The organism is Rhizobium sp. ZPR4, from assembly GCF_040215725.1.
GTDB lineage: Bacteria > Pseudomonadota > Alphaproteobacteria > Rhizobiales > Rhizobiaceae > Rhizobium > Rhizobium rhizogenes_D.
In genome coordinates, this window is record NZ_CP157971.1 from 159,432 (window position 1) to 179,139 (window position 19,708).

The 19,708-nt window shown below is 59.3% G+C and carries 18 protein-coding genes; 2 read left to right on the plus strand and 16 right to left on the minus strand.

Annotation, left to right across the window (positions count from 1 at the left end; genetic code table 11):
* Nucleotides 1–18: 18 nt before the first annotated feature.
* On the minus strand, nucleotides 19–360 hold the full coding sequence (locus ABOK31_RS35045) for a helix-turn-helix transcriptional regulator (RefSeq protein WP_349963290.1): 342 nt from the start codon (nucleotides 358–360) through the stop codon (nucleotides 19–21).
* Between the two features lie 330 nt (nucleotides 361–690).
* On the opposite strand from ABOK31_RS35045, the gene ABOK31_RS35050 reads away from it, so the two are divergent.
* Both ABOK31_RS35050 and ABOK31_RS35055 read left to right on the plus strand, forming a co-directional pair.
* Complete coding sequence (locus ABOK31_RS35050) at nucleotides 691–984, plus strand: hypothetical protein (RefSeq protein WP_349963291.1); 294 nt, start codon at nucleotides 691–693, stop codon at nucleotides 982–984.
* A gap of 9 nt (nucleotides 985–993) precedes the next feature.
* On the plus strand, nucleotides 994–2,340 hold the full coding sequence (locus tag ABOK31_RS35055) for a hypothetical protein (protein WP_349963293.1): 1,347 nt from the start codon (nucleotides 994–996) through the stop codon (nucleotides 2,338–2,340).
* Between the two features lie 48 nt (nucleotides 2,341–2,388).
* Here ABOK31_RS35055 and ABOK31_RS35060 read toward each other — a convergent pair whose 3' ends face one another.
* The 15 genes from ABOK31_RS35060 to ABOK31_RS35130 form a co-directional block, all read right to left on the minus strand.
* Nucleotides 2,389–2,715, minus strand: a complete 327-nt coding sequence (locus tag ABOK31_RS35060) for a hypothetical protein (RefSeq protein WP_349963294.1) — start codon at nucleotides 2,713–2,715, stop codon at nucleotides 2,389–2,391.
* Nucleotides 2,716–2,810: 95 nt separating this feature from the next.
* Nucleotides 2,811–5,609 carry a type IV secretory system conjugative DNA transfer family protein gene (locus ABOK31_RS35065; protein ID WP_349963295.1) on the minus strand — a complete coding sequence of 933 codons (2,799 nt, stop codon included), beginning with the start codon at nucleotides 5,607–5,609 and terminating at the stop codon, nucleotides 2,811–2,813.
* Nucleotides 5,578–6,627: a P-type DNA transfer ATPase VirB11 gene (gene virB11, locus ABOK31_RS35070; protein WP_349963297.1), complete on the minus strand. Its 1,050-nt coding sequence runs from the start codon at nucleotides 6,625–6,627 to the stop codon at nucleotides 5,578–5,580. The genes ABOK31_RS35065 and virB11 overlap by 32 nt, the downstream gene beginning before the upstream one ends.
* A complete protein-coding gene (virB10, locus tag ABOK31_RS35075) occupies nucleotides 6,624–7,961 on the minus strand; it encodes a type IV secretion system protein VirB10 (protein WP_349963298.1) in 1,338 nt (445 codons plus the stop codon). The genes virB11 and virB10 overlap by 4 nt, the downstream gene beginning before the upstream one ends.
* Nucleotides 7,962–7,970: 9 nt before the next feature.
* A complete protein-coding gene (locus ABOK31_RS35080) occupies nucleotides 7,971–8,780 on the minus strand; it encodes a TrbG/VirB9 family P-type conjugative transfer protein (RefSeq protein WP_349963299.1) in 810 nt (269 codons plus the stop codon).
* A gap of 20 nt (nucleotides 8,781–8,800) precedes the next feature.
* Nucleotides 8,801–9,535: a type IV secretion system protein gene (locus ABOK31_RS35085; protein ID WP_349963125.1), complete on the minus strand. Its 735-nt coding sequence runs from the start codon at nucleotides 9,533–9,535 to the stop codon at nucleotides 8,801–8,803.
* Between the two features lie 55 nt (nucleotides 9,536–9,590).
* Nucleotides 9,591–10,664: a type IV secretion system protein gene (locus ABOK31_RS35090; RefSeq protein WP_349963126.1), complete on the minus strand. Its 1,074-nt coding sequence runs from the start codon at nucleotides 10,662–10,664 to the stop codon at nucleotides 9,591–9,593.
* Nucleotides 10,640–10,882, minus strand: a complete 243-nt coding sequence (locus ABOK31_RS35095; protein WP_349963127.1) for a hypothetical protein — start codon at nucleotides 10,880–10,882, stop codon at nucleotides 10,640–10,642. The genes ABOK31_RS35090 and ABOK31_RS35095 overlap by 25 nt, the downstream gene beginning before the upstream one ends.
* The gene (locus tag ABOK31_RS35100) at nucleotides 10,879–11,670 is read right to left on the minus strand and encodes a conjugal transfer protein (RefSeq protein ID WP_092718392.1); all 792 of its coding nucleotides are present in this window, start codon (nucleotides 11,668–11,670) and stop codon (nucleotides 10,879–10,881) included. Before ABOK31_RS35100 ends, ABOK31_RS35095 begins: the two co-directional genes overlap by 4 nt.
* 19 nt (nucleotides 11,671–11,689) lie before the next feature.
* Complete coding sequence (locus ABOK31_RS35105; protein WP_349963128.1) at nucleotides 11,690–12,862, minus strand: lytic transglycosylase domain-containing protein; 1,173 nt, start codon at nucleotides 12,860–12,862, stop codon at nucleotides 11,690–11,692.
* Nucleotides 12,840–15,359 carry a VirB4 family type IV secretion/conjugal transfer ATPase gene (locus ABOK31_RS35110; protein WP_349963129.1) on the minus strand — a complete coding sequence of 840 codons (2,520 nt, stop codon included), beginning with the start codon at nucleotides 15,357–15,359 and terminating at the stop codon, nucleotides 12,840–12,842. The genes ABOK31_RS35105 and ABOK31_RS35110 overlap by 23 nt, the downstream gene beginning before the upstream one ends.
* A gap of 3 nt (nucleotides 15,360–15,362) precedes the next feature.
* Nucleotides 15,363–15,689, minus strand: a complete 327-nt coding sequence (locus ABOK31_RS35115) for a VirB3 family type IV secretion system protein (protein ID WP_349963130.1) — start codon at nucleotides 15,687–15,689, stop codon at nucleotides 15,363–15,365.
* A 3-nt stretch (nucleotides 15,690–15,692) separates the two neighbouring features.
* Complete coding sequence (locus ABOK31_RS35120; RefSeq protein ID WP_349963131.1) at nucleotides 15,693–16,064, minus strand: TrbC/VirB2 family protein; 372 nt, start codon at nucleotides 16,062–16,064, stop codon at nucleotides 15,693–15,695.
* Nucleotides 16,061–17,176, minus strand: coding sequence for a transglycosylase SLT domain-containing protein (locus ABOK31_RS35125; RefSeq protein WP_349963132.1), 1,116 nt, complete (start codon nucleotides 17,174–17,176; stop codon nucleotides 16,061–16,063). The genes ABOK31_RS35120 and ABOK31_RS35125 overlap by 4 nt, the downstream gene beginning before the upstream one ends.
* A gap of 604 nt (nucleotides 17,177–17,780) precedes the next feature.
* On the minus strand, nucleotides 17,781–18,515 hold the full coding sequence (locus ABOK31_RS35130) for a hypothetical protein (RefSeq protein WP_349963133.1): 735 nt from the start codon (nucleotides 18,513–18,515) through the stop codon (nucleotides 17,781–17,783).
* Between the last annotated feature and the right edge of the window lie 1,193 nt (nucleotides 18,516–19,708).

Below are 19,708 nucleotides of genomic sequence, written 5' to 3' on the forward strand. Positions count from 1 at the left end.
CAATGTCTCCGCAAGAACTTACGTTGTCTCGTCGGTGGTTTTCTTTTTCCCCCGACGGGCTCGCCACGCGGCGATCCGAGCAAAATCGCTATCCGAGATTCTGAACAAATCTTCAATCGTGACATTCCACTCGCGCTGCATCTTGTCGAGAGTCGAGAGCTTCACATCCCGCATGCCCCTAGCGACTTGCGACATGTAGGCTTCCGACACGCCAAGTTGGTCGGCCAGGTCCTTGTTCGTCAATCGCCGTTGAGCCTTCAGTCGCATCAGGCCGATTGCGAGCCGCTCCTGGAAAGAGAGAGACGTCAGGTCAATCACATGCGAAGCTTGATCGGTGCCATCGTCCTTCAACCGCGGCATCGAACGACACTTTCGCCCGGAGGATCCATCAACGCGCTCGGGCGCAACAGCGGCTGATAACCAGGGGCATGAGCGCCCCGATGGTCACCTGGATGTTTCAAAGTTCTACCGCTCATCCGATGCATAGGCTGTCCAGAGATCAAAAAATTAAGCGTTAACGTTCTTATCTTCGTGTTCGACTTCAATACACCGCAGCGGCCAGCCTGTGCAAGTGAACCCCACGCCTCCCAAAATGGACGGCTCAGTCTCCTTGTAGACCGATCTCTGATTGCTCCAAACTTTAACTGCGGTTAAATTTTTGATCTGTTTCTATGGATAGGAAAACAACCTATGAGATCCCTTGAACGGCTTGGCTATCGGATCGACCTGCGGCAATTAGGAATGGCGATCCTATTTCTGGCACTCGCATTCGTCGCCGCTCGATTGGCTTTTCGAGATAGCCTGACCTTGGGCTACGCGATGGTTATCCCATGCTACATCTTCCTATCCGCCATCACTGAAGGTGCTCGGTTGGGGAGAAGCAGTTTTTGGGGCATTCGCGGCTGGGCGGAAACGGCCTTCGCGCTCGCTTGCTCCGCGGGCGTTGGCTATCTCGGCTTCAGCCTATGGTCGATCGGGTACTGATAGCTAACGATGCGTATCGTGGTCCGCAACAGCCCGATCCATGTCTTGATGGAACTAAGCGACAGCGAGGCCATCGCGTTGCGTGCCTGGTACGGCAACGCGGCCTCGAGCGCCGATGAGGCAATTGCGCTTTCAGTTATTCGACGCGTCAAGGTGATGAATGGCTGGATCGAATGTGACTGCCTGAAGGCACAGCATCAGCCGTTGCTTGCCCCAATCCAACAGGAACACACGTTCACGCTGCGGCGACTGACGCCGAAGGATAATACCTCGGGTCGGCATGAAGAGCGGCCGAACCACGCCCTCTCCTGCCCGTTCCACGTTGACAAGGACGCCAGCCCCGCCCTCATTGACCGCAGCTATCATCTTCGCCCCCTGCCCAAATCCGACCGCTCGTACATCGATGCCCTTCCCGCCATTCCTGATCGCCTGGCCGATGTCTCAGGTCATGAACCCTCCAGATCGAACGAACGAAATGACCGGCCCTCCAGACTGGGTGGCGTGCTGTGGCGGATGCTTGATAGGGCGGGTACGAACGTGATCCCGCCGCTGCAGGATGAAGTTGATTTCACGCTTACCAACCAGTTGTCGCGGCTGCGTTCCGCCGCGCGTGAACTGAGGGTGCTCAGGACCTGGACGCTGAACGCGCTACTATCGACTTGGGGCCCCGATTATTGGAATCCGGAGAGCCGTTGGCAACGGCTGCTAGCGACCTCGCGCCGCGACTGGCCCGAGGGACTTCGCCGCACCGGCTTCATGCTGTTGTTTTCGACCAGCGTTTCCACGCAAGCCATCATGCCGGCATCCAGCTCGCGGACAATCGACATCCTCTCCAAGGTGCGCCAGCCGCTTCGGGGCGACCCGGCAAGCCGAGGCCCATTTCTCACCCTCCTAAACGTGGATTTTCAGGAAGACGATGAAGGACCGGTTCGCGCTGTGCAGGCCTACGCTCAACCTGTCTACAACGGCGATACGCTCTTCCCCATCGAGTCCGGATTTGAGCGTGACGTTTCCCATTTGCTGTTTTGGCTTCAGCAATCGCTCTTCGATGCCGCGCCAGACCTGCGGATCACCATTATCAAGCCCCTCTTCGCCATGGAAACGCCCATCGGCCCGTGCAGGCCTGACTTCGTCTTGGAAATTGCGAATAGAGATCAGCCACCGCGCAGACTGCTCGTCGAGGCCCTCGGGATGGAGACCGAGGAATATCGTGACGCCAAGGAAAAAACGATCCCGCGAATGAAACATCTGGGGCCAATCTTTGCTATTTTCCCGGAGGATCTTATCGAAAAGAATTCCGAACAGACTGGGCGCCGGCTGCAGGCGTGGGTCGTCGACAAAATAAGCGATCGCTGAGACTGCGGCGCAACAGGAAGGATGGTTGGCCGGCTTCTTCGCCTTTTGCTAGGACTGTGCCGAGCCGCCATTAATCTCGGATTCGGCTGCCTCAAGCAGAGCGCTCTGAACACGAGACCCGATTTCCGGCGGGCAGTTGCCGAACATGGTGCATACAAGCTCGTCCGCTAGTTCGGCGATCGTCGGCGTGAGCAGAGGTGTAACATTTTCATCCGCTCCTCGGCGTTCGAGCTCGGCTTCGATGGCGCGCTTTTCCACCGCTCGCTCCTTGACCATCAGCCAGAGACCCGCGTTAGCCTTGGCTGCGGCAACAATTCGTCGGATACTCTCATCTTTCAAAAGACCCCGATTAGGGAGGTATCGGATTTCGCCCACGGTATGTTCCTCCTTCCGTCAGTCCCAATTGACACAGGTCAACGCCGCAATTAGATCGCCAAGCTGCACGCCGGGGTTCGGAGCATCCTATTCGCTTACGCAAACCGATCTTCGTCGTCGTATTGCGGTCCTTCTTCACTCAGCGGATCGCGAGCACGATCGGCAAATTCGCGCAGAAATGCTTTCGAGCTATCTTCCGTCAGGCGCTCGCAGAGGGTTCCGATCAGGAGCTCGACATCCGCATTCAGCTCCATCGGGTCGAACGAGCCCGCGTCCGCCTGCTCAAAAATTGCATCATTCAGGGCCTTGATGTCCGTCCCGAAGGCGCCGCGAACCTCCTGCCGTCGCAGGATGCCTGCGGTGGCGGGATTTCCAGCTTCGTTCTGACTATCCGGAGGTCGCTGCACTCGACTGCCTGGTCCTAGTGGCGAGCCCGGATAGCGACTGCGATCCAACTTCGCCTGATCTATCCCAGTTTCGAAGTCATCAACTTGGACGGGGGTGGTCGTTCCTGCTGCCCCGCCGTCATCTCCGTGTCCGCCCGGTGCCGCGATTTTCTTGTTCCGCACCTGGGTACGCTCGTCATCTCGAAGTTCTTCCTCCCTCCGTCCGGCTTCGCGAGTTTCGTCGAGATCCAGACGCTGACGAAGTTCATCGAGCGAAGAAATATAGACGTGTCGGACGCCCTGCTTGACGATGAAGCGAACATTCTGTGGCTGCTGCGGCCTGTTCACGGCAACAAGATCAACGACTCGACCCGCCGGCAAGCTATTGTCGGTTGCCTGGGATAGAGCGGCTTCAAGCCGCGATGCATCGCGTCTAAAGGCTTCGGTGTCGGCGGTCGTCCATTCGACCGGCTGTATGCACGGTTTGGTCACCGGCTTGAACTTCCGCACCTTCGAAAACGTCCGCTCTCCCCCGGAATCGAGTTTCATGATGCGCATGAGCGGCATGCCGGTAACCTGGAGGATCGCCTCCTCCGGCTTCATCATCATCAGCGTATTGACTGGAAGCAGGTCCACCGACACCGGCACCTTCGAGATGGACCGTTGCCTGCGACCATGGCGGTGTGAGTAAGAGGATTGCTCGACCCACTCGGTCGTCCTGCCGGCTGCGGCAGAGACGGCGGCTGCGTCCTCCTGGTTCTGGAAGTTCATGAACAACTTAATCGTGGACGCGCCCATCAGGATCTTCTGCCCGGACCGCTGATACAGTCGTTCGAGCTGCGCGCCATCCTGCAGGATAAAGACGAAGCGAACGCCGTTCTTCCGGATCAATGGTGCAAGCGTCAGGACAGTATCTATGCGCCCGCCATTCCCGAACTCGTCTAGCATCATCAGCACTTCGTGCTCGCCGTTGCGCAACGGTCCCATCTGCACGAGCTTGTCGGCCATCTGCTGGATGAACATCGAAATCAGCCGCTCGTAGATCTGCATCGCATTCCAGTCGGCCTGGACGAAAATCACCAATTTCCGCTTTCTGATCGTGTCGATCGGGATCGTGGTGATAGAGGTCAGCGCTTCCACAAGGGGATTCTGCAGAAAATTGAGCTTGGCGACGATCTCCGCTGCAATCCCCTCGCCCAGCTTTTCATGTCGACCAGCGAATTTTGTAAGCTGCATGCGGGTCTGATCGGAAAGAACGAGCTCATAATTCTCCAGAAGCTGGATGATCGCCTTGCGTTCATCCGACATCGAATTGAGAATGCGGTAGAGCTCGCTGAGCGATTTCCGCGTATCGGGGCACTCCAGCACGAAACCCAGCATGGCTGTCAGCAGGATCCTGGCGCTCTCCTCCCAAAAATCCGATGAATCGGAGCGCAGACGCTCCGGCAACAGCATCTGGGTGAGCTTCTGCAGGTCGGTGATCCGCTGGTTCGGGTCGGCGCTGATGAGGTCGAGTGGGTTATAGCCGTCCGTAAATTTGGAGCCTGGCGCCAGCAGGAAAATCTCGTAGCCCTGATCCTTCAGATAACCCGACGTCTCCTCAAACAGCTCGCCGCTCATGTCGAGGACCATCTGCGATCCCTTGAAACTCATCATCGTCGGAATGACGAAGCCGCGCGACTTGCCCTGTCCCGGGGAGCCGATGACCATCACATGCTGATCGCCGTCGTTGCGCAGAAGTAGACCCTGTTTGAGACCCAGAACGATGCCGTGCTTATCACGCAACCGGAAATCAGCGGCATCCTTCAGGGTTGCCAGTCTTGCCTTTCCCATGATCATGCGCTGGCGCTTCTGGATTGCTGCCCCGATCGGAAACCCAACCGCGACTCCAGCGGCCGCCAGACCGGCGAGCGCGGCGAACACAGTCTGCCGTGGCGGCCGCTGGAGCGTCCCGGCCGCGTCGGTGGCTCCAAAGGGTGCCTGATACATCGCCGCAAGATGCGCGCCATAATAATTAGCTACTCCGGCCAACCCACCGGCTTTGCTTGCGACGAGATAAAACACAGTTCCGTAAACTATGACAGCGGCATAGGCAGCAGCGAATATCAGTGCAGTATGCGCAATCAGTGTGAACATCGACCTCACATGCAGGAGGTAGAGGATTTTACGCGACAGCGCCCTTCCCGCTTTCAGCATCCAGAGGGTCAGCAGGAAAAAGAGAAACGGCGAAGCGAGAACGAACGCCAGGATTGAGAGCCCGATGGTGTTCCGCGTGCGAATGATCGACCATGTGTAGGCAATGCCGTCGAGAATAGGCGCCTGCCCGACATAATCGTAATAGGAGGCCGACCCGAAAGATGTGACATAGCCCTCGTAGATCAGCGTGAAGAACATCAGCCATATCGCCACGGCGCCGAGAACGGCGACCGGGAAGGTGAAGGCCGAGGCCTCCTGGAGCTTCGTCCATTTGGGGCGTTCAGCCTCTGCGTCCGTGGATACGCTTGCCATCTTCGTCCACCTCGTCGGCAAAATAGATCTCGCTGACACCGCGACCGCCGGCGGCATCGCTCTTTTTCAACTGCACCACGATCGGGATGATCGAGCGGATGTAGCGGATGATATCGTCGCGCTCCATGCGGACATTGCTGTTCAGCACCAGCGTCGAAAGCCGGTTGAACGCGTGATGCGGCGAGTTTGCGTGAATGGTCGACATCGATCCAGGATGCCCGGTGTTGATCGCATTCAGGAAGTCGAAAGCTTCGTCGCCGCGCAGCTCGCCCATGAAGATCCGGTCTGGCCTGAGGCGAAGCGCGGAGGCCAAGAGGTCGGTCATCGTCACTCGCGCCTCTCCTTGGGCACCCTTCGAGACCAGCAGCGAGACGACGTTTTCCTGGCGCGGTTCCAGCTCGGCCGTGTCCTGCATGATGATGAAACGCTCATGGTTGGGAATGGCTGTCAGCATTGTATTGAGGAAGGTCGTCTTGCCGGTGGACGTGCCACCCGAGATCAACATGCTGCGATGGTTGATCGCCGCAAGCTCCAGGAAGGCGCGCGCCTGCCCCGTCCGCAGCAGGCGCGACAGCTCAATATCGACGTCATCGATATAGTCGTCACCTGTGACCTTGGTGAAGCGGAAGGCGCCTGCTTTCTCATAGTCGTCGAGATCGAAGCGCCGGATGAATTGCTTGCGGATCGAAAAAACATGTCCGGTGGCAGAGGTCGGGTTGAGCACGAACTGAACGCGTTCGCCGTTGGTGAGTGTCGCCGAGAGCAGCGGATTTTCAGCATTGATGGTCTGCTTCGTGAACGAGGCCGCCCGCGACGCCATATGACGGATCGCCTCCTGATCGAGCCCGTCGACCTTTTGCCTCACCATGCTGAGCTGGCCTATCCGCTCGAGCCAGATCTCGTTGCTGCGTTGGCAGGAAATCTCCACCACCGCGGGATCGTCGAGAAATTGTCTGATGGGCTCGAGCGCCTCGGAGAGAAAGTGCTGCTCGGCGGAGATGGGTTGGTGCGCGTTCATTTGGCGGACCTCTTTCGACGCAGGCGGTCGAATTCCTCGCGCACCGGGTCCGGATATAGATCCGAGAAATCAAGGTCCCTGGTGACGAAGACAGTGATGTCGGAGCCTTGGGCGATGTGGATCGTCGGCCGGATATTGCGGGTGTCCTGGAAGGCTTCGGTCGCAAGTTGCTGGATCCCTGATGCGATCGTCTCGGCGGCGATCTCGCGCGCCCGATCCTGCGAGGTCGTGCCGTTATCCTGGGGGATGCTGGTAACGGTTCCGTCCGTGTTGACGATCGTGATATTTCGATCCTGTTTCTGACCAAGCTGGGCAATGTATTGCGTGACCCCGCCAATCATCGTCATCAGCGCCGGCGGCCCGAACCGTTCCCAGTATTTCCGGTCGACCGCACCTGTCATGCCGGAACGGCCGAGACGATCCGTGCCGTAGGAGCCGAGCTGGACCGAAACACCGTCGCCCCGGATTATCCGCGTCCAGACGATGAGCAGGCGCTCCTGCCCGCGTTCGACGCCGGATTTATAATCGCCGATCAGCGAGGAGCCGGCGGGTATCAGGATCCGCCGGCCATCGAAGGAGTAGACATCCTCACGGACAATCGCCTTCACCATGCCGGCGAGGTCGGAATTGATGGCCGTTTCCAATGTGCCGCGGATCATCGTGCCCTGTGGGATCCAGGCATCGATACGGCGGTTCTCGGCGGCAACCGACACCTGAACCCCCTGCCCTCCCATGGCCTTCAGGAAGGCTCGATCGCCATCAACAGCACCTCCCGCGTCCGACGGTGCGCCGGGGGGCGTGGCGGTTGAGCCGTTCGCACCGAACAAGCCGGCTCCCGTGGCACCTGACGAAGTGCTTGCCGCCCCGCCTGTGCGTTCCGATTGATCGAAAACGACAGCGGTGGAGCGCACGCGCTCAAGCAGCTTAGCCTGCCTCGCAAGCTCGATGCATTTGGGATCGTCAGGATTTTTACCCCTCGAGCAGTCGACATCGACCGGCGGCGCGACCTGGGCCGGGGCCGGGATGACGGGCGCCGGTGGCGGGGGCGGCGGAGGGGGTGGCGCCTCCGGTACCTGCACCGTCGGCAAAGGCGGCGGAGCCGGCGGATTGAATCCTTCGTTTCTGGGCGCCTGCACCGGGCGGAATTCTTCATGCGGCGTATTGTCGATCGCCGGTTCCCGCTCGCCGCCGGAGAAAAGGAAATAGAGGACCACAGCAACGCCGGCGATTGCCGCCACCACGGCGATTGGCCGCATCAACCCAACCCCGGAGCGCCTTACCTGACCGCCGATGGCGGTGTCATTGTCTATCGAATGATAGTTCGGATCAGACATCGTGCCTCCCTATCGTGATTTTGATGGTGAGCCAGCACCTGACGAGCCGAGCCGCTTCGGCGCCACAGCACCCTCGATCGGCGCCGGCACATCGGCGGGAGCGGTCCTGAGGTTGAATAGGCAGGTCTCGTTCTCGGTACCGTACCGAAGCGTCCACTGCCGCGAGACCGTGTCGATGACGATGTAGTCAGCCTCACGGCGATAATTGACGAGGCTCTCTCGCCGCTTGTTATCGACAATGAAGATCGCCGGCACGTCGCCGGTGAACTTCATGAAGGTCTTCAGACCGTCATCGAACACCCACAAGGGCTTGGCGGCATCGCTGCCCTTGAAGCCATAGTCGTAATTGACCTTGTCGCGGCGGATGTTCTTGATGTTGGGATTGCGCTCTGCATCCTGCGCCTGTTTCCACAGTTCGGCCGTGCCCTTCAACCCGGCGTCTTCCGGATAAATGAAGCGCAGCTTGAAGGTCTGGTTCTGGATGGACTTGCTGTCATTGACCTCAAGATCAAACGAATAGGTTCGTTTCGTCGTCACCACGGAGAGGTTTGTCGGCGCGTCTTTTTCCATCGGCTTCAGGGTGAGTGAGCGCCGGTCGGCCGATGTCAGGATCTGCCAGGAAACCGTGTCCCCCGCAACCACCTGGGTAACCTCTTCGTCCGCACCGAAGAGGATGGTCGTTACCATCCCGTAAGTCCCGGTGACGACGAAGACCTGTTCAGCCGAATAGGGCAAGGTCCGCACGCGCGGATCGAGCCTGCCGGGCCGGGCAGTCAATTCCGCATGAACCGAAGGGGCCGTCAGAAGCAGTGACAGCATTATCCCGACCCTGACCCGCCTCATGGGGTTAGCCCCGAAGGCATCGTCTCGGGAACCTTGACGTATTCGGTGACGACAAAGCCGAGGGGGTTATAAAGCCGGACCCGGTTGCTGGCGGGGAGATTGATCTGGCGGTAGCGGATCGTCGCCGACCAGCGATTGACCACATCGCCGCCGCGGCGCCGTTCCCGGGTCTCGAAGCGCACCGACATTGTGGTGGCATTGAGCGGATTGACGGACAGGATTTCGGGTCTGATCTCGCCCGTCGTTCCCATGGTCTTGACCGGACCTCGTGGATTGGAAGGGTTCATCCACTCCGAATAGTCCTTGAAGGCCGGGGAATCCGGGTCCGACCAAAGAGCGATCATGTCGAAGTTTTCCGACAAATAGCGGGGGTCATAGGTCTCGCGACGTATGACGTAATTGCCGACGAACGAAGCGCGGACGGCCTGGATTTCTGAAACGTTCGACCGGTCCTTGTCGAGCGTGGTCACCGTCTCCATGTAGCCCGTGTTCTTGTCCACGATGAGCGGCACGACCTCGGTGCGCACCAGTGGAAAGAGCTGCGCGACAGAGAAGGATAGAACGCCGGCCACGAACCAACCCGCCACCGCGAAAACCAACAGGATGAGACCGATCAGAGTCCGCAGCGACCGGTTCTTCTCGCCCCAGGAGAGGTGCTGATCGTAGATCTCTTGTGGTCCCGGCACACGATCGGCCGGCGCCGCTTTCAATTGCCTTTTGAACAATGCCAAGTTTCAAACCTCGAATTCGCAATGAGTAAAATCGGTGATCCTTGCCGCCTCCGCGTCATTCGCTGCTGCGCCGACGATTGGTGAGCATCCGACCAAGCGCACCGACGCCAGCGACACTGCTGCGGCCCGCAAGCGCTGCAGCCGTGACGGCGCCCCTCGGTCCGGCCAGCGTGCTGAGTGCTATGGCCGCGGCCTGCCCGGCGCGGGAATTGCTCGAAGAGAGGCGCCGGCGTGCGGCATAGTAGGCCGTGTCCACGCCGCCCCCGCCCGGGACGCCAGAGAAGGCTGCCCCGTAGGCAAAGCTGCGCGCGAAATCCGGCACTTGGAAGATGAAATAGGAGATCAGCGCGAGATAGAGCACCATGGCGAGCACGATCGCCAGAGCATTCTCCTTGGTCGCCATGTCGCCGTTGATCGTGTCCATCATGCCGATCAGAAAGCCGAACGACAGGCCGGCCATGATGTAGGTGAAGAGCAGCATGAACATGCCGTAGGCGACGCCCCTCACCCAGGCGTCGAAGACAAAGCGGGTGATGCCGAAGAAATAGCAGAGGATCGCGATCGGACCGATGGCAAGCATGACGGCGGTGATCATCTTGGCAAAGAGGGTGACGCCGGTGAGGATCAGCAGCATCGGCAGGAGGCCGAAGACCAGCACGATAAAGACGACGACGGCGCCGGTCACATTCGGCAGCCATCCGGATTCGTAGGAATTGAAGAGCTGCATGGCAAAGTCGTAGACCTTGCGAGCCATACTCGCGACTTGCTCGGCGATGTCTGCTCCGGCTGATTGACCGCCCATCGCCGAGGATATGGCCGATCCGAGATCCTGCGGGGCCGACAGCACGAACTGTCCGATATTGTCGTAGAAGAGCGCCCAAGACATGATGAGAGTATAGGCGAGCGTGATCTTGAAGGCGGTGATTGCCATGTCTTGAAGGGAAACGCTCGATAGCCCGAGCGCGCCCCAAAGGAAGTAGAGGGTCAGGAAGATCGCCAGGATGGCGGAAACGAGGTTTCTGTTTTCGGCAAACAGCCCCCAGGCCCGCTCCAGCGACGCCTCGTTGATCTTGTCGAAATATCGGAGCGCATCGCCATAGAAGTTTATCGCGTAGCTGACGGGATCCATGTCTCATCCTGGAAATTGTTCACCGGTCGCATAGGACCGCAATCGTCCTTGATGGCGCCCGCGAGCGCATTCTCAGCGACGGTGGTCGTGGGCTCGGATACGAAGCCGAGGGCCGGGACCGGATTGTCGTCGGCCGAGCATTTGGCAAGCTGCTCATATTTTCCGGCGCATCCGACGAGCACCGCACCGATCAGCCCCAACACAAGAACTGCCCTCACTGGTTCTGATCCTCGAATGCCTTCAGCTGATCGCGAACAGACGTACCCTGCGGCTGAGTACCGCCGTCACGCATGACACTGTCGGGAAGCGGCGCGAAGGTTTTGAGGTTTTGCGACGAGGTTGCTAGGGCGGCCTTATACTGCTGGTTCAGCAGCATGACCTGGTTGTTGAGCGAGCCGACGGCTTCGTTGGCGGTCTGATTTCCCTGCAGCACCATCTGGGTGTTTTGCTCCAGCGCCCCTTTCAGATCCTTCGCCGTTCCAATCTGCTGGGTGGCCTGCATGAACGAATTCTGCCGGTCCTTGGTGGCGCTGTTCATCGCGTCAGTCAGCGCAGTCAGCGTCGTCAACGCGTTGATCCCTTGAGAATAGGCCTGATTGGCGCCGGAGAGCTCACCGCCCTTGACGGTATCGACCACCATCTTCACGAGGTTGAGGCCATTGATCAGTTTGGCCGCGGTATTCTGGAACTGACCGTTAATACCGCCGAACACGGCTGCGTTGCTCGATAGCACCGTGCTGAAATCCGGCGCCTGTCCCATGGTGAAGCCATTGCCGGTCGCAAGCTTGGCAAACTGGCTCGCATCCTGCGTTCGGTCGCCAGTGATCGCCGCCAAGGTCTTTGTGGTGTTGTCCTTGACGACTGACGTGTCCTGCTGGATCTCCGAAGAAAGCCGTTTGATCTCTTCGCTGATCGAGATGTTTTCCGAGTCCTTGACGGGGACCTGTGCATAGGCCTGAGCGACGGAAACGATGGAGAGCGCCGCTGCGATCATTGCTGTTTTCATGTGCCTAACCTTTCCTGTGCTAATTTGCCGTCGGCCTGGAATCGACCACCGTGACGAGGCCAAGTGCCGGGTCCTGCAATGCCGTGAAGGTCGCGACCGCGCCATTTGCACGTGCCTCATCCTGCAGGTCGGACAGCCAGTGCTGGATCTGTTCTGTGGTGGCGTTGGACGGGACAGCGAAGCAACGAGTGCCACCTGTATCGATGATATTGGTCGGGCACCGGATCTCGGCCATGACAAGCGAGCCGTCATGGTCTTTCGAATTTCCGCCACCACTGCCACGAAGGCTAGCCGACGAGGATTGCAGGCCGGACTGAAGGCGCTGCAGATATTGCTGGTTCGCTGCGATCGATTTCCCAAGCAGCTCGTTCCAAACGGAGCCGCGTTCGATCTGCGCCTGCGTGTTTCGGTCGACCGCCTTCTTCAGCTGCTCGCCGCAACCGTTTGCGTAACTCGCGGTTTCTGGCTCGGCTGTACCCTCCGATGGGGTGTTATCACCGTTCTGGGCCTTGTTACGGGCATAGTAGGCGGAGACCTTTTTGACGTAGTCCTGCGTCTCCGGAATGTTGGGGATCTGACCGTTCTGCAGCGACTGCCGGTACGGTCCGGCATTGTAGCCGGCGGCGATCAGATCATAGCGGTCACCGAACATGCCCTGGAGCTGCTTGATGTATTTGACGCCGCCCCGAATATTGTCGCGCGTGTCATAAGGGTTGACGCCGAGCTGTGCGGCGGTGCCTGGCATGAGTTGCATGACGCCGGTGGCACCGACCCCCGAGCGCGCCGACTGGCGGAAACGCGACTCCTGCTCGGCGATCGCCATCGCAAAATTTGGATCGACACCCTGCCGGATTGCCTCCTGTTGCACCATGCTGGCAACTTCCTGCTGGCTTGGTGTCCGGGATGATGGCGCTGCGGGCGCAGTGTCTCCCCCTATGCCATCGGCTGAGCAATCCGTCGGCGCGCCCGAACCCTGACCAGGTGCGACGCTGTCGGTCGCTCCGCCCGAGGCGCCTTTGACTTTGCGCGTATCGGCCTGATAGGACTGATACCAGTTCTCGGTCGCCTGCTGGATCTTCTGGCGCGCCTGGTCGATGACCGGCACCTGGGCATGACCTGTGCCAACGGGAAAGAGCAGCGCCAAGGCCAACACGCCGGCCGCGGCTCCCTCAAGGTGCTTTGCGTGCTTCATCGACCGTCACCCCATCCCAGTCGCAGAATTTCGAGAGCCAGTTCTTTGGATCGTCGCCGTACTCGTCGAGCAACATCTCGACTTCGCGCACGGTCTCTTCCCTCCCCGAGAGCACCTTGATGAACTCTGGCATGTGGGACATGTCGACGCGAGCGATCACGCTGCTCTTTGCCTGCTTGATCAGCATGAAGCGCGAACTCGGATCACCGTTTTTGACCCAATCGAATTCCGCTCGCGAGAGACCGAAATGCTCCATGTAGGAGTTTTCGTCAGCCTTGGGATTGGCAAAGAAGATGTTGGTCGACGTCTGTTCGATGATCGTGCGGCTGACGCTCGAACGCACCACGTCGTCGGCCGACTGCGTGCCGAAGATGACGAGACCGTTTCGCTTTCGGATCGTCTTGAAATAGTCCTTCATGGTACGCTTGAACTCGTCGTCATCGAGCAGCTTCCAGGCTTCGTCCATCAGGTTGATGATCGGCGCCTTGCCGTCGTAGATCGCATCCAGTCGGTGGAACATGTAGAGAAGGGCTGCGGTGCGTACGGTCGGATCATCAAGGATCGACGTCATGTCGAAGCCGATCATTGGCCGCGAGATATCGAGATCGTCGGCCGCGTTGTCGAAGAGCCAGGCGTAGGGTCCCTTGTCGACCCATTTGTCGAGCCGGGCGATCAGGCTGCCTTCGGTCCGCTCACTGCCGGCAAGCAGCGCCCGCAGTGACGAAAGACGGCGATAAGACCTGTCCTTCGTCTTCAGGACTGACTTGATCGCGTTGCGAATGATCGCTTCTTCCTGCGGCGTCAGGCTTTCGCCTTCCTTGGAAGGTTTCAGCATGAAGCTCAGGAGCCCATAGAGGAAAACGCGGTTCTCCTCGGTGTCATCAAGCAGTAGCGGGTTCCATCCCGACGGCTGGCCGGGCTCCAGCGACATGTAGGTTCCGCCCGCTGCCCGCACCATGATGTCGAGGCCACGGTCCTTGTCGAAGACGATCGTCTTCAGCCGCGGGCTGACGCGATAGGCTTGCAGGATCAGGAAGGCCATGATGACGGTCTTGCCGGATCCGGTCGGGCCGAAAACTGTCGTGTGCCCGACGTCGCCCTGATGGAAGTTGAAGAAGAAGGGCGTGCCGGACGTCGTCTCAAAGATTGTGATTGCCGGCCCCCAATGGTTGCCGTCAGGCTTGCCGTAAGGATAGGCGTGAAAGCTGCTCAAACCCGAGCAGTTCAGCGTGGAGATCAGCGCTCGCCGGGCGATATAGGCCTGATTGCCGGGCAGTTGCGCCCAGTAGGCCGGCTCCGCATTCAGGTCTTCGCGGACATAGGAAGCGCCGAGCGCGCCGAGTTCGTTGCCGATCAGCGCCACGGCATCGTCAAGCTGGGCGATGGCTTTGGCGACCGGCATCACCGTGAGATGATGTTCGGTGAAGGCAACCCGCTTGCGGGCAAGTTCGTCCCGGGCAATATCGAGATTGGCCTGGACACTCGAGCCACCTTCGTCGGCCTTTGACATCTGCCGGTCCAGTCGTTCGATCCGGCTGCGGGCCGCCATGTCGTCGACAAAGGACATCGATTGCGTCAGCACCAACTCGAATGGCAGCTTGAGGATATAATCAAGCATGCCGGCGCCCGTCTCCGGTGGATATTCCTTCAAGGAGACCATCGCCGCATAGCGGTCATCGCCCGGTATGTCGCCTTGCAGGTGAATGATGCGGTTGCCGATCGATGTCCGGCGGGCCGGTAGCATCTCGTCGATCGGAATGTTGCCCAGCCGGATCGGCCGAACGCGTCCACCGTTCAGTAGCGTATAAAAGAACTCGCATTGCTCGGAGAACCAAATTTTCCGCGCGGCTTCGTCGACGACCATATCTTCAGAGACATCGCGGAAGACTTTTCTGTTCTCGCCGAGGTCAGCTTGGACGCGTTGCACGTCGCGAAGGACCTTCGGCCCATAAACGGAAAGCGATTTCTCAAGTGCTCGCGTTGCCTCGTTGAGTTTATCGCGCATCGCGCGGAACTGTTCCTTGCGCACGATCGTGCCGCCAGCACCCATGAGGCGGGACAGCGCCGATCCCTTTCGGAACATGGGGCGCACGACCAGCGAGACATAAGTGTCGTTCACGAACATCTCGTTTTTCGAGATGCTCGACTGATAGACGTGATCGAGGCGCTCCATAAAGGGATCGGCGAAGGCTGACGGCAACGACGGCGCAACCTTGCGTCTGATCACGTGAGTATAAAGTGCGAAGCTGCCGATCGAGGAGATCGCACGGAAGGCGGCATTGCGCTGCCGCTGCAGCATATTGATCGTTTCGATATCCGCCGTCTCGAAGGAAAAGCCGGTGAGCTTCAGGGTTGAGACGAGGCAGTCGTTCTTCAGGCGGATGATGCCGTTTTCGATCGGGACGTAGAAAGGAACATGCGTCGCCACATTGCGGTCTGCAAAGATCTCCCAACCCTTTGACAGACTGCCTCTCAGCGATCTCGCCATCGTGTTCATCGCTTACACTCCGTAGGTTCTGACGCCGCCACCGAGCTTCCGGCCAAGAGGGTTGACACCACACATGCTGAGGCGCCCGACGATCTCGAAAAACCAGAGATCGAGCTTGACGGTGAGCACGTAGAGAATGCTGTGGAGGACGACGAAGGAGACCGGGAACCACAGGATGGATCCCAGGATCATGAAGACCATTAGCGAAACAAAACATTCCGCCAGGAAGTAAGTGTACGGAATTCCCATCACCGTCGGCGGTCGTGTGAGAGCCAATATGACGGGATGGGATTCGATATAGTCGTCGCCACCCTCGGCGGTATTCCCTGCTCCCGCCATGGCCTAAGACCCGCTGCCAGCAAGGAAGTCGACGAGCTCGGCGGCGGCAAACATGCCGGCAAGGCTTCCTCCAACCCGAAGCAGCGCTCCCCAGGACCAGTAGCCAAAGGCTGCGGCGAGAAACATGCCGATGAAGGCAATCGCTCCGACCGAACGACCGAACGGCCCGGTGAAGAACTGCACAAGTCGGTCAGCCGCGTTTTGAAGGGCATCGAGATTCTGCGCGGCCGCTGGCTCGTACTGGCTGACGAGCAGGATCAGGCTCGTCGCAAGCACGATGGCGGCGTTCCCGACCCACCTCCTTTTGGCCAATGAGGACCAGGCTACGCTGCCATAGAGAACGGCGCTCTGGACTGCGAACGCGATGGGATTCATTCAAACACCTCTTCCTTGACAATTTTGACCGGCTCACCTGGATCATTCCGAGCCCCCTGAGCTCGGATTTCTGGTGGGGCCGAAGTCACTGCTGAGAAAACAAGCATCGGGGATTTTGCGCGGTCGGCCCGGCCGGTACGGCGGGACGCCGAGGCCGTACTTGTGGACGTGACACCCGGCGCGGCCGCCGTGCCGGTATAGTATCCAACGACACGGGTGACATAGTCCGCGGTCTCGCGGATCAGTGGCAGGGAATGGCGAAGGTCGACATGCGGCTCGCCGGCATTATAAGCGGCGGCGACCAACACAGGATTTTTGTACTTGGCGATCAAGACGCGGAGAAACCGCGTGCCAGCCTGGATGTTCTGCTCCGGATCCGATAGATCGGTCGCACCGAAGGCTTGGCCGATGCGTGGCATGACTTGCATCAAACCGATGGCGCCCGCGGAGCTAACCAGATCTGGATCGAACCCGGCATTCTCGGCCCGCATGACCGAAAGCACCCAGTTGGGATCCACCTCCTCCTTCCGGGCAACCTTCAAAGCAAGTTTGGCATAGTCCGTGGGCACACCGGATAAAAGATCCGATCGGACCTGTACTGGTGGCTCGCTGACATGAGGTGTGATTGTCGGCTCGGCAAGTTCCGGAACGGCGGTTGCATGGTCAAACGAGTAGACGCTGACCAGCGAATGCACATCGCGCTCCCGACGGTCATTCGTGCTGCCAAAGGCTGATTCTGATGATCGCCCGACGCTGTCACTAAACCCTCCGATGAACTCCGGCGGACCAGCGCTGATCCGAAGCGCGTCAACGACCGGGCCGCTAAATCGCGCGTTGAAGCTGGCAGAATCGATCGTTGGGATATCCCGCGTCAAAGTAGCAGCTGAGGCCTCCGGATTTGTCGGCACGGCCGCCACCTCGCTGGCCTTCGGCTCCGCCAGGCTGGCGGTGTGGACGTGCGTCGACTTTGCCAAGACGATGTGGCCGCTACTGTCATCTGGGCCGGAGGCGAAACCGGTAAGCAGAAAAGCCGAGGTTCCGGCGAGCCATAGCACGCTCCACGAGGATATCTTGGGCGGTCTGTTCACAGGCGAAAGCGGATCGCTATCCATGGCTGAACCAATGCAAAATTATACTGCGGTATAAGATTTTGAACCGCATTCAGCCGTGGAAATCAACCCTAAAGTTTAACTGGAGTATAATTAGCAGGGCACCGCGCTATGTCAGAAGGCGAGCTTCCAAAAGGAAATCAATCCCTTAGTCTTGACCATTGATCCGGGGTCCAGCGATACCGAAGCTGTTCGCGATCTCCCAAAATGCGAGCTAGACGGACGGCAGTCCCGCCCTTTACCAGGACCGAACCGGCGTTGGCACCCGATGCACGGACAGAGATTCGGCACACGAAATTAGGCAACTCCGTCTGTATTCTCGTCACCTGATAGCAGGACTCGATCTGGTAGCGGCCGCCATCACGACCCATCGATAAGTTGCTGTCTTGGACGGGACCAAGCCGCTGGCGTCCGAATTCGGTGCCATACTCCAGCTGGCATTCGGCGATGTTTTCCCGATAGGCTTTGCAAGCTGCGAGGCTAAGATACGCGAACGGTACTGGCGGCTGTGGTCGGCCGCGCTCGACCTGATGACCACATCCTGCCAGCGCCAACATTGCTGCCAGAGATCCGAAGAGCTTCGCAAAAGTCCGCATGGTGCTACCTTCTATCTTGCCTGCCGATAGCCGGCCTGTTCCAGGGCTTCGAGGAAAAGATCACGGGCGAGCGCGCAATAGGGTGACGTTGCCTGAGCCAGGTGAAGCTGGGTGAGCACCAGTCCGAGATCGGAAACGGTCGTCACGACGTCCTTGAGGTCGCTGTTGAACCCGTCCCGCAACACCTCGCCGCTCGCGTGGCCTTTGACTTCGATCGCGTAGTCGTTGCGCGCGATGCTGTGCCAAAGCTCGATCGTGCCGGTTTCGCCCACCGCGCTTTCCGTGTCGCAGACGAGGAGGAGGGCGTAATCCGGATCGCGCATCGCGCTTTCCTCTATAGAGGTGTCCCCACGGAATTCCGTCAGCACCACCTCAGTGGCAAAGAGCATCAAGCGCTCGTTCACCAGGAGGCGCTTCTGGCCAAGCCGGACAAAGCCGTTCATGACAACGGAGCGGATTGCTGCGGGCGGAAGGTTTTCCGCGCAGTGTTCGCATATCGATGTCAGTTGGCTATCGAGAAAGGCAAAGGTGCTGTGGAAGCGGTTGACGATGGATCGCTCAACATGTTCTGTTTGGCCGCCCAAGGCTTCGACGAAAGCGAACGCATCAAGTGTTTTGCGAGGCTTCGCGAGTACATCGCTCTCCGATGCGGAGCCCGGGTCCCCGACCAGGCTCGAAGGGCCAACGACGATAGCGGCAGACCGCGTCTGTGCACCACAGCCCGGGCAGTCCGCTGAGAATGGCACTTTGTACCATTCCTTCGTCAGGAGGGATCGATTGTGTATCAGGGCAAACCCGCTTTCCGATTGAACGGCTTATTGCTCGACCGATCATATTGACGGACCGAAAAACTTACACTGCAGTATAATTATCAGCGGCAAATGGTTTGCTCAAGCGGGAAAAGGAGAATGCCGTTTGCGGACGCCCGGAGCACTAAATCGGCGATTCCGTGGCCGCCATCGGGAGTGGATCGACGCGCCCCCAGGAGCGCAAACCGGCTCGAAAGTATCGCTTTACATCGTCCGACTGCGGATTTGCTCGCTGTCCGGCGACTGTCCAGCGTTGATGTTTACATATTCGGTTCGATCATAGGTCCAAAGCCTCGGAGCCGCAGCGCGAAGCTTTGTGCTCGCCCGACCATCGCCGTGACGCACGACGTTTGCGACCAGACCCGGCCGCCCGACTTGATGAACACCGGCAACCATCGCCTTTCAGATGGAGCCGCATATTGCGGAAGCAAACGGCACCACTCGCAGGTCAATCGACGGAAGGCGCGGCGATCACCGATCTTCCGATCCGCGATTTCACTCGTTGCTCACCGCACTCATTCTCTCGTTTGGGCCTTCCCCGATTGAGCGTGATCGCGTTTGAGCTCATCGCGGAGGAGCTCGTTTGCGGATTCGCACATATCAGTATTCGCGCAATGACCGGTCCGCCCATTCACCCGTTCGCCGACGCGCAGATTTGCCGTATCGCGAGGTCACCGATCCACCTGTCTGCGCGTCGGCTTATTCGCTCATTGCACGCGGCGCGCACTCGCAGGTCCACTCATTCACCTGTTCGCTCATTCGCCGATGCGCGTAGTGGGCGAACCACCTATTCGCCTGATCGCGAAAGCGCTTAGAGGCATGTTCGCTGATCCCTGCCATTCCTACCGGGCGGCCACCCCCCGCTCCACCTCCCCTTTCCGGCTCCACTAGCGTCGCCGCCGGACATCGATCTCGGCCAGGCACCCGACCGAACGCGGATGCGGTTGGGCTCACTCAGACACTCGCCCCTCGGGCGAAAACGGCTGTTGGTATACCAACAGCCTATCCTGCCATCTCTCACCGAACCCATCTGGCCGCCGTGCCCGAGGCGCCCATGCTGTTGCGAGTCGCCAGACAAAGCAACAGCGGTCACAGGCTGATTGCCTGTGACCCGCGCCGGAGGGACAGCA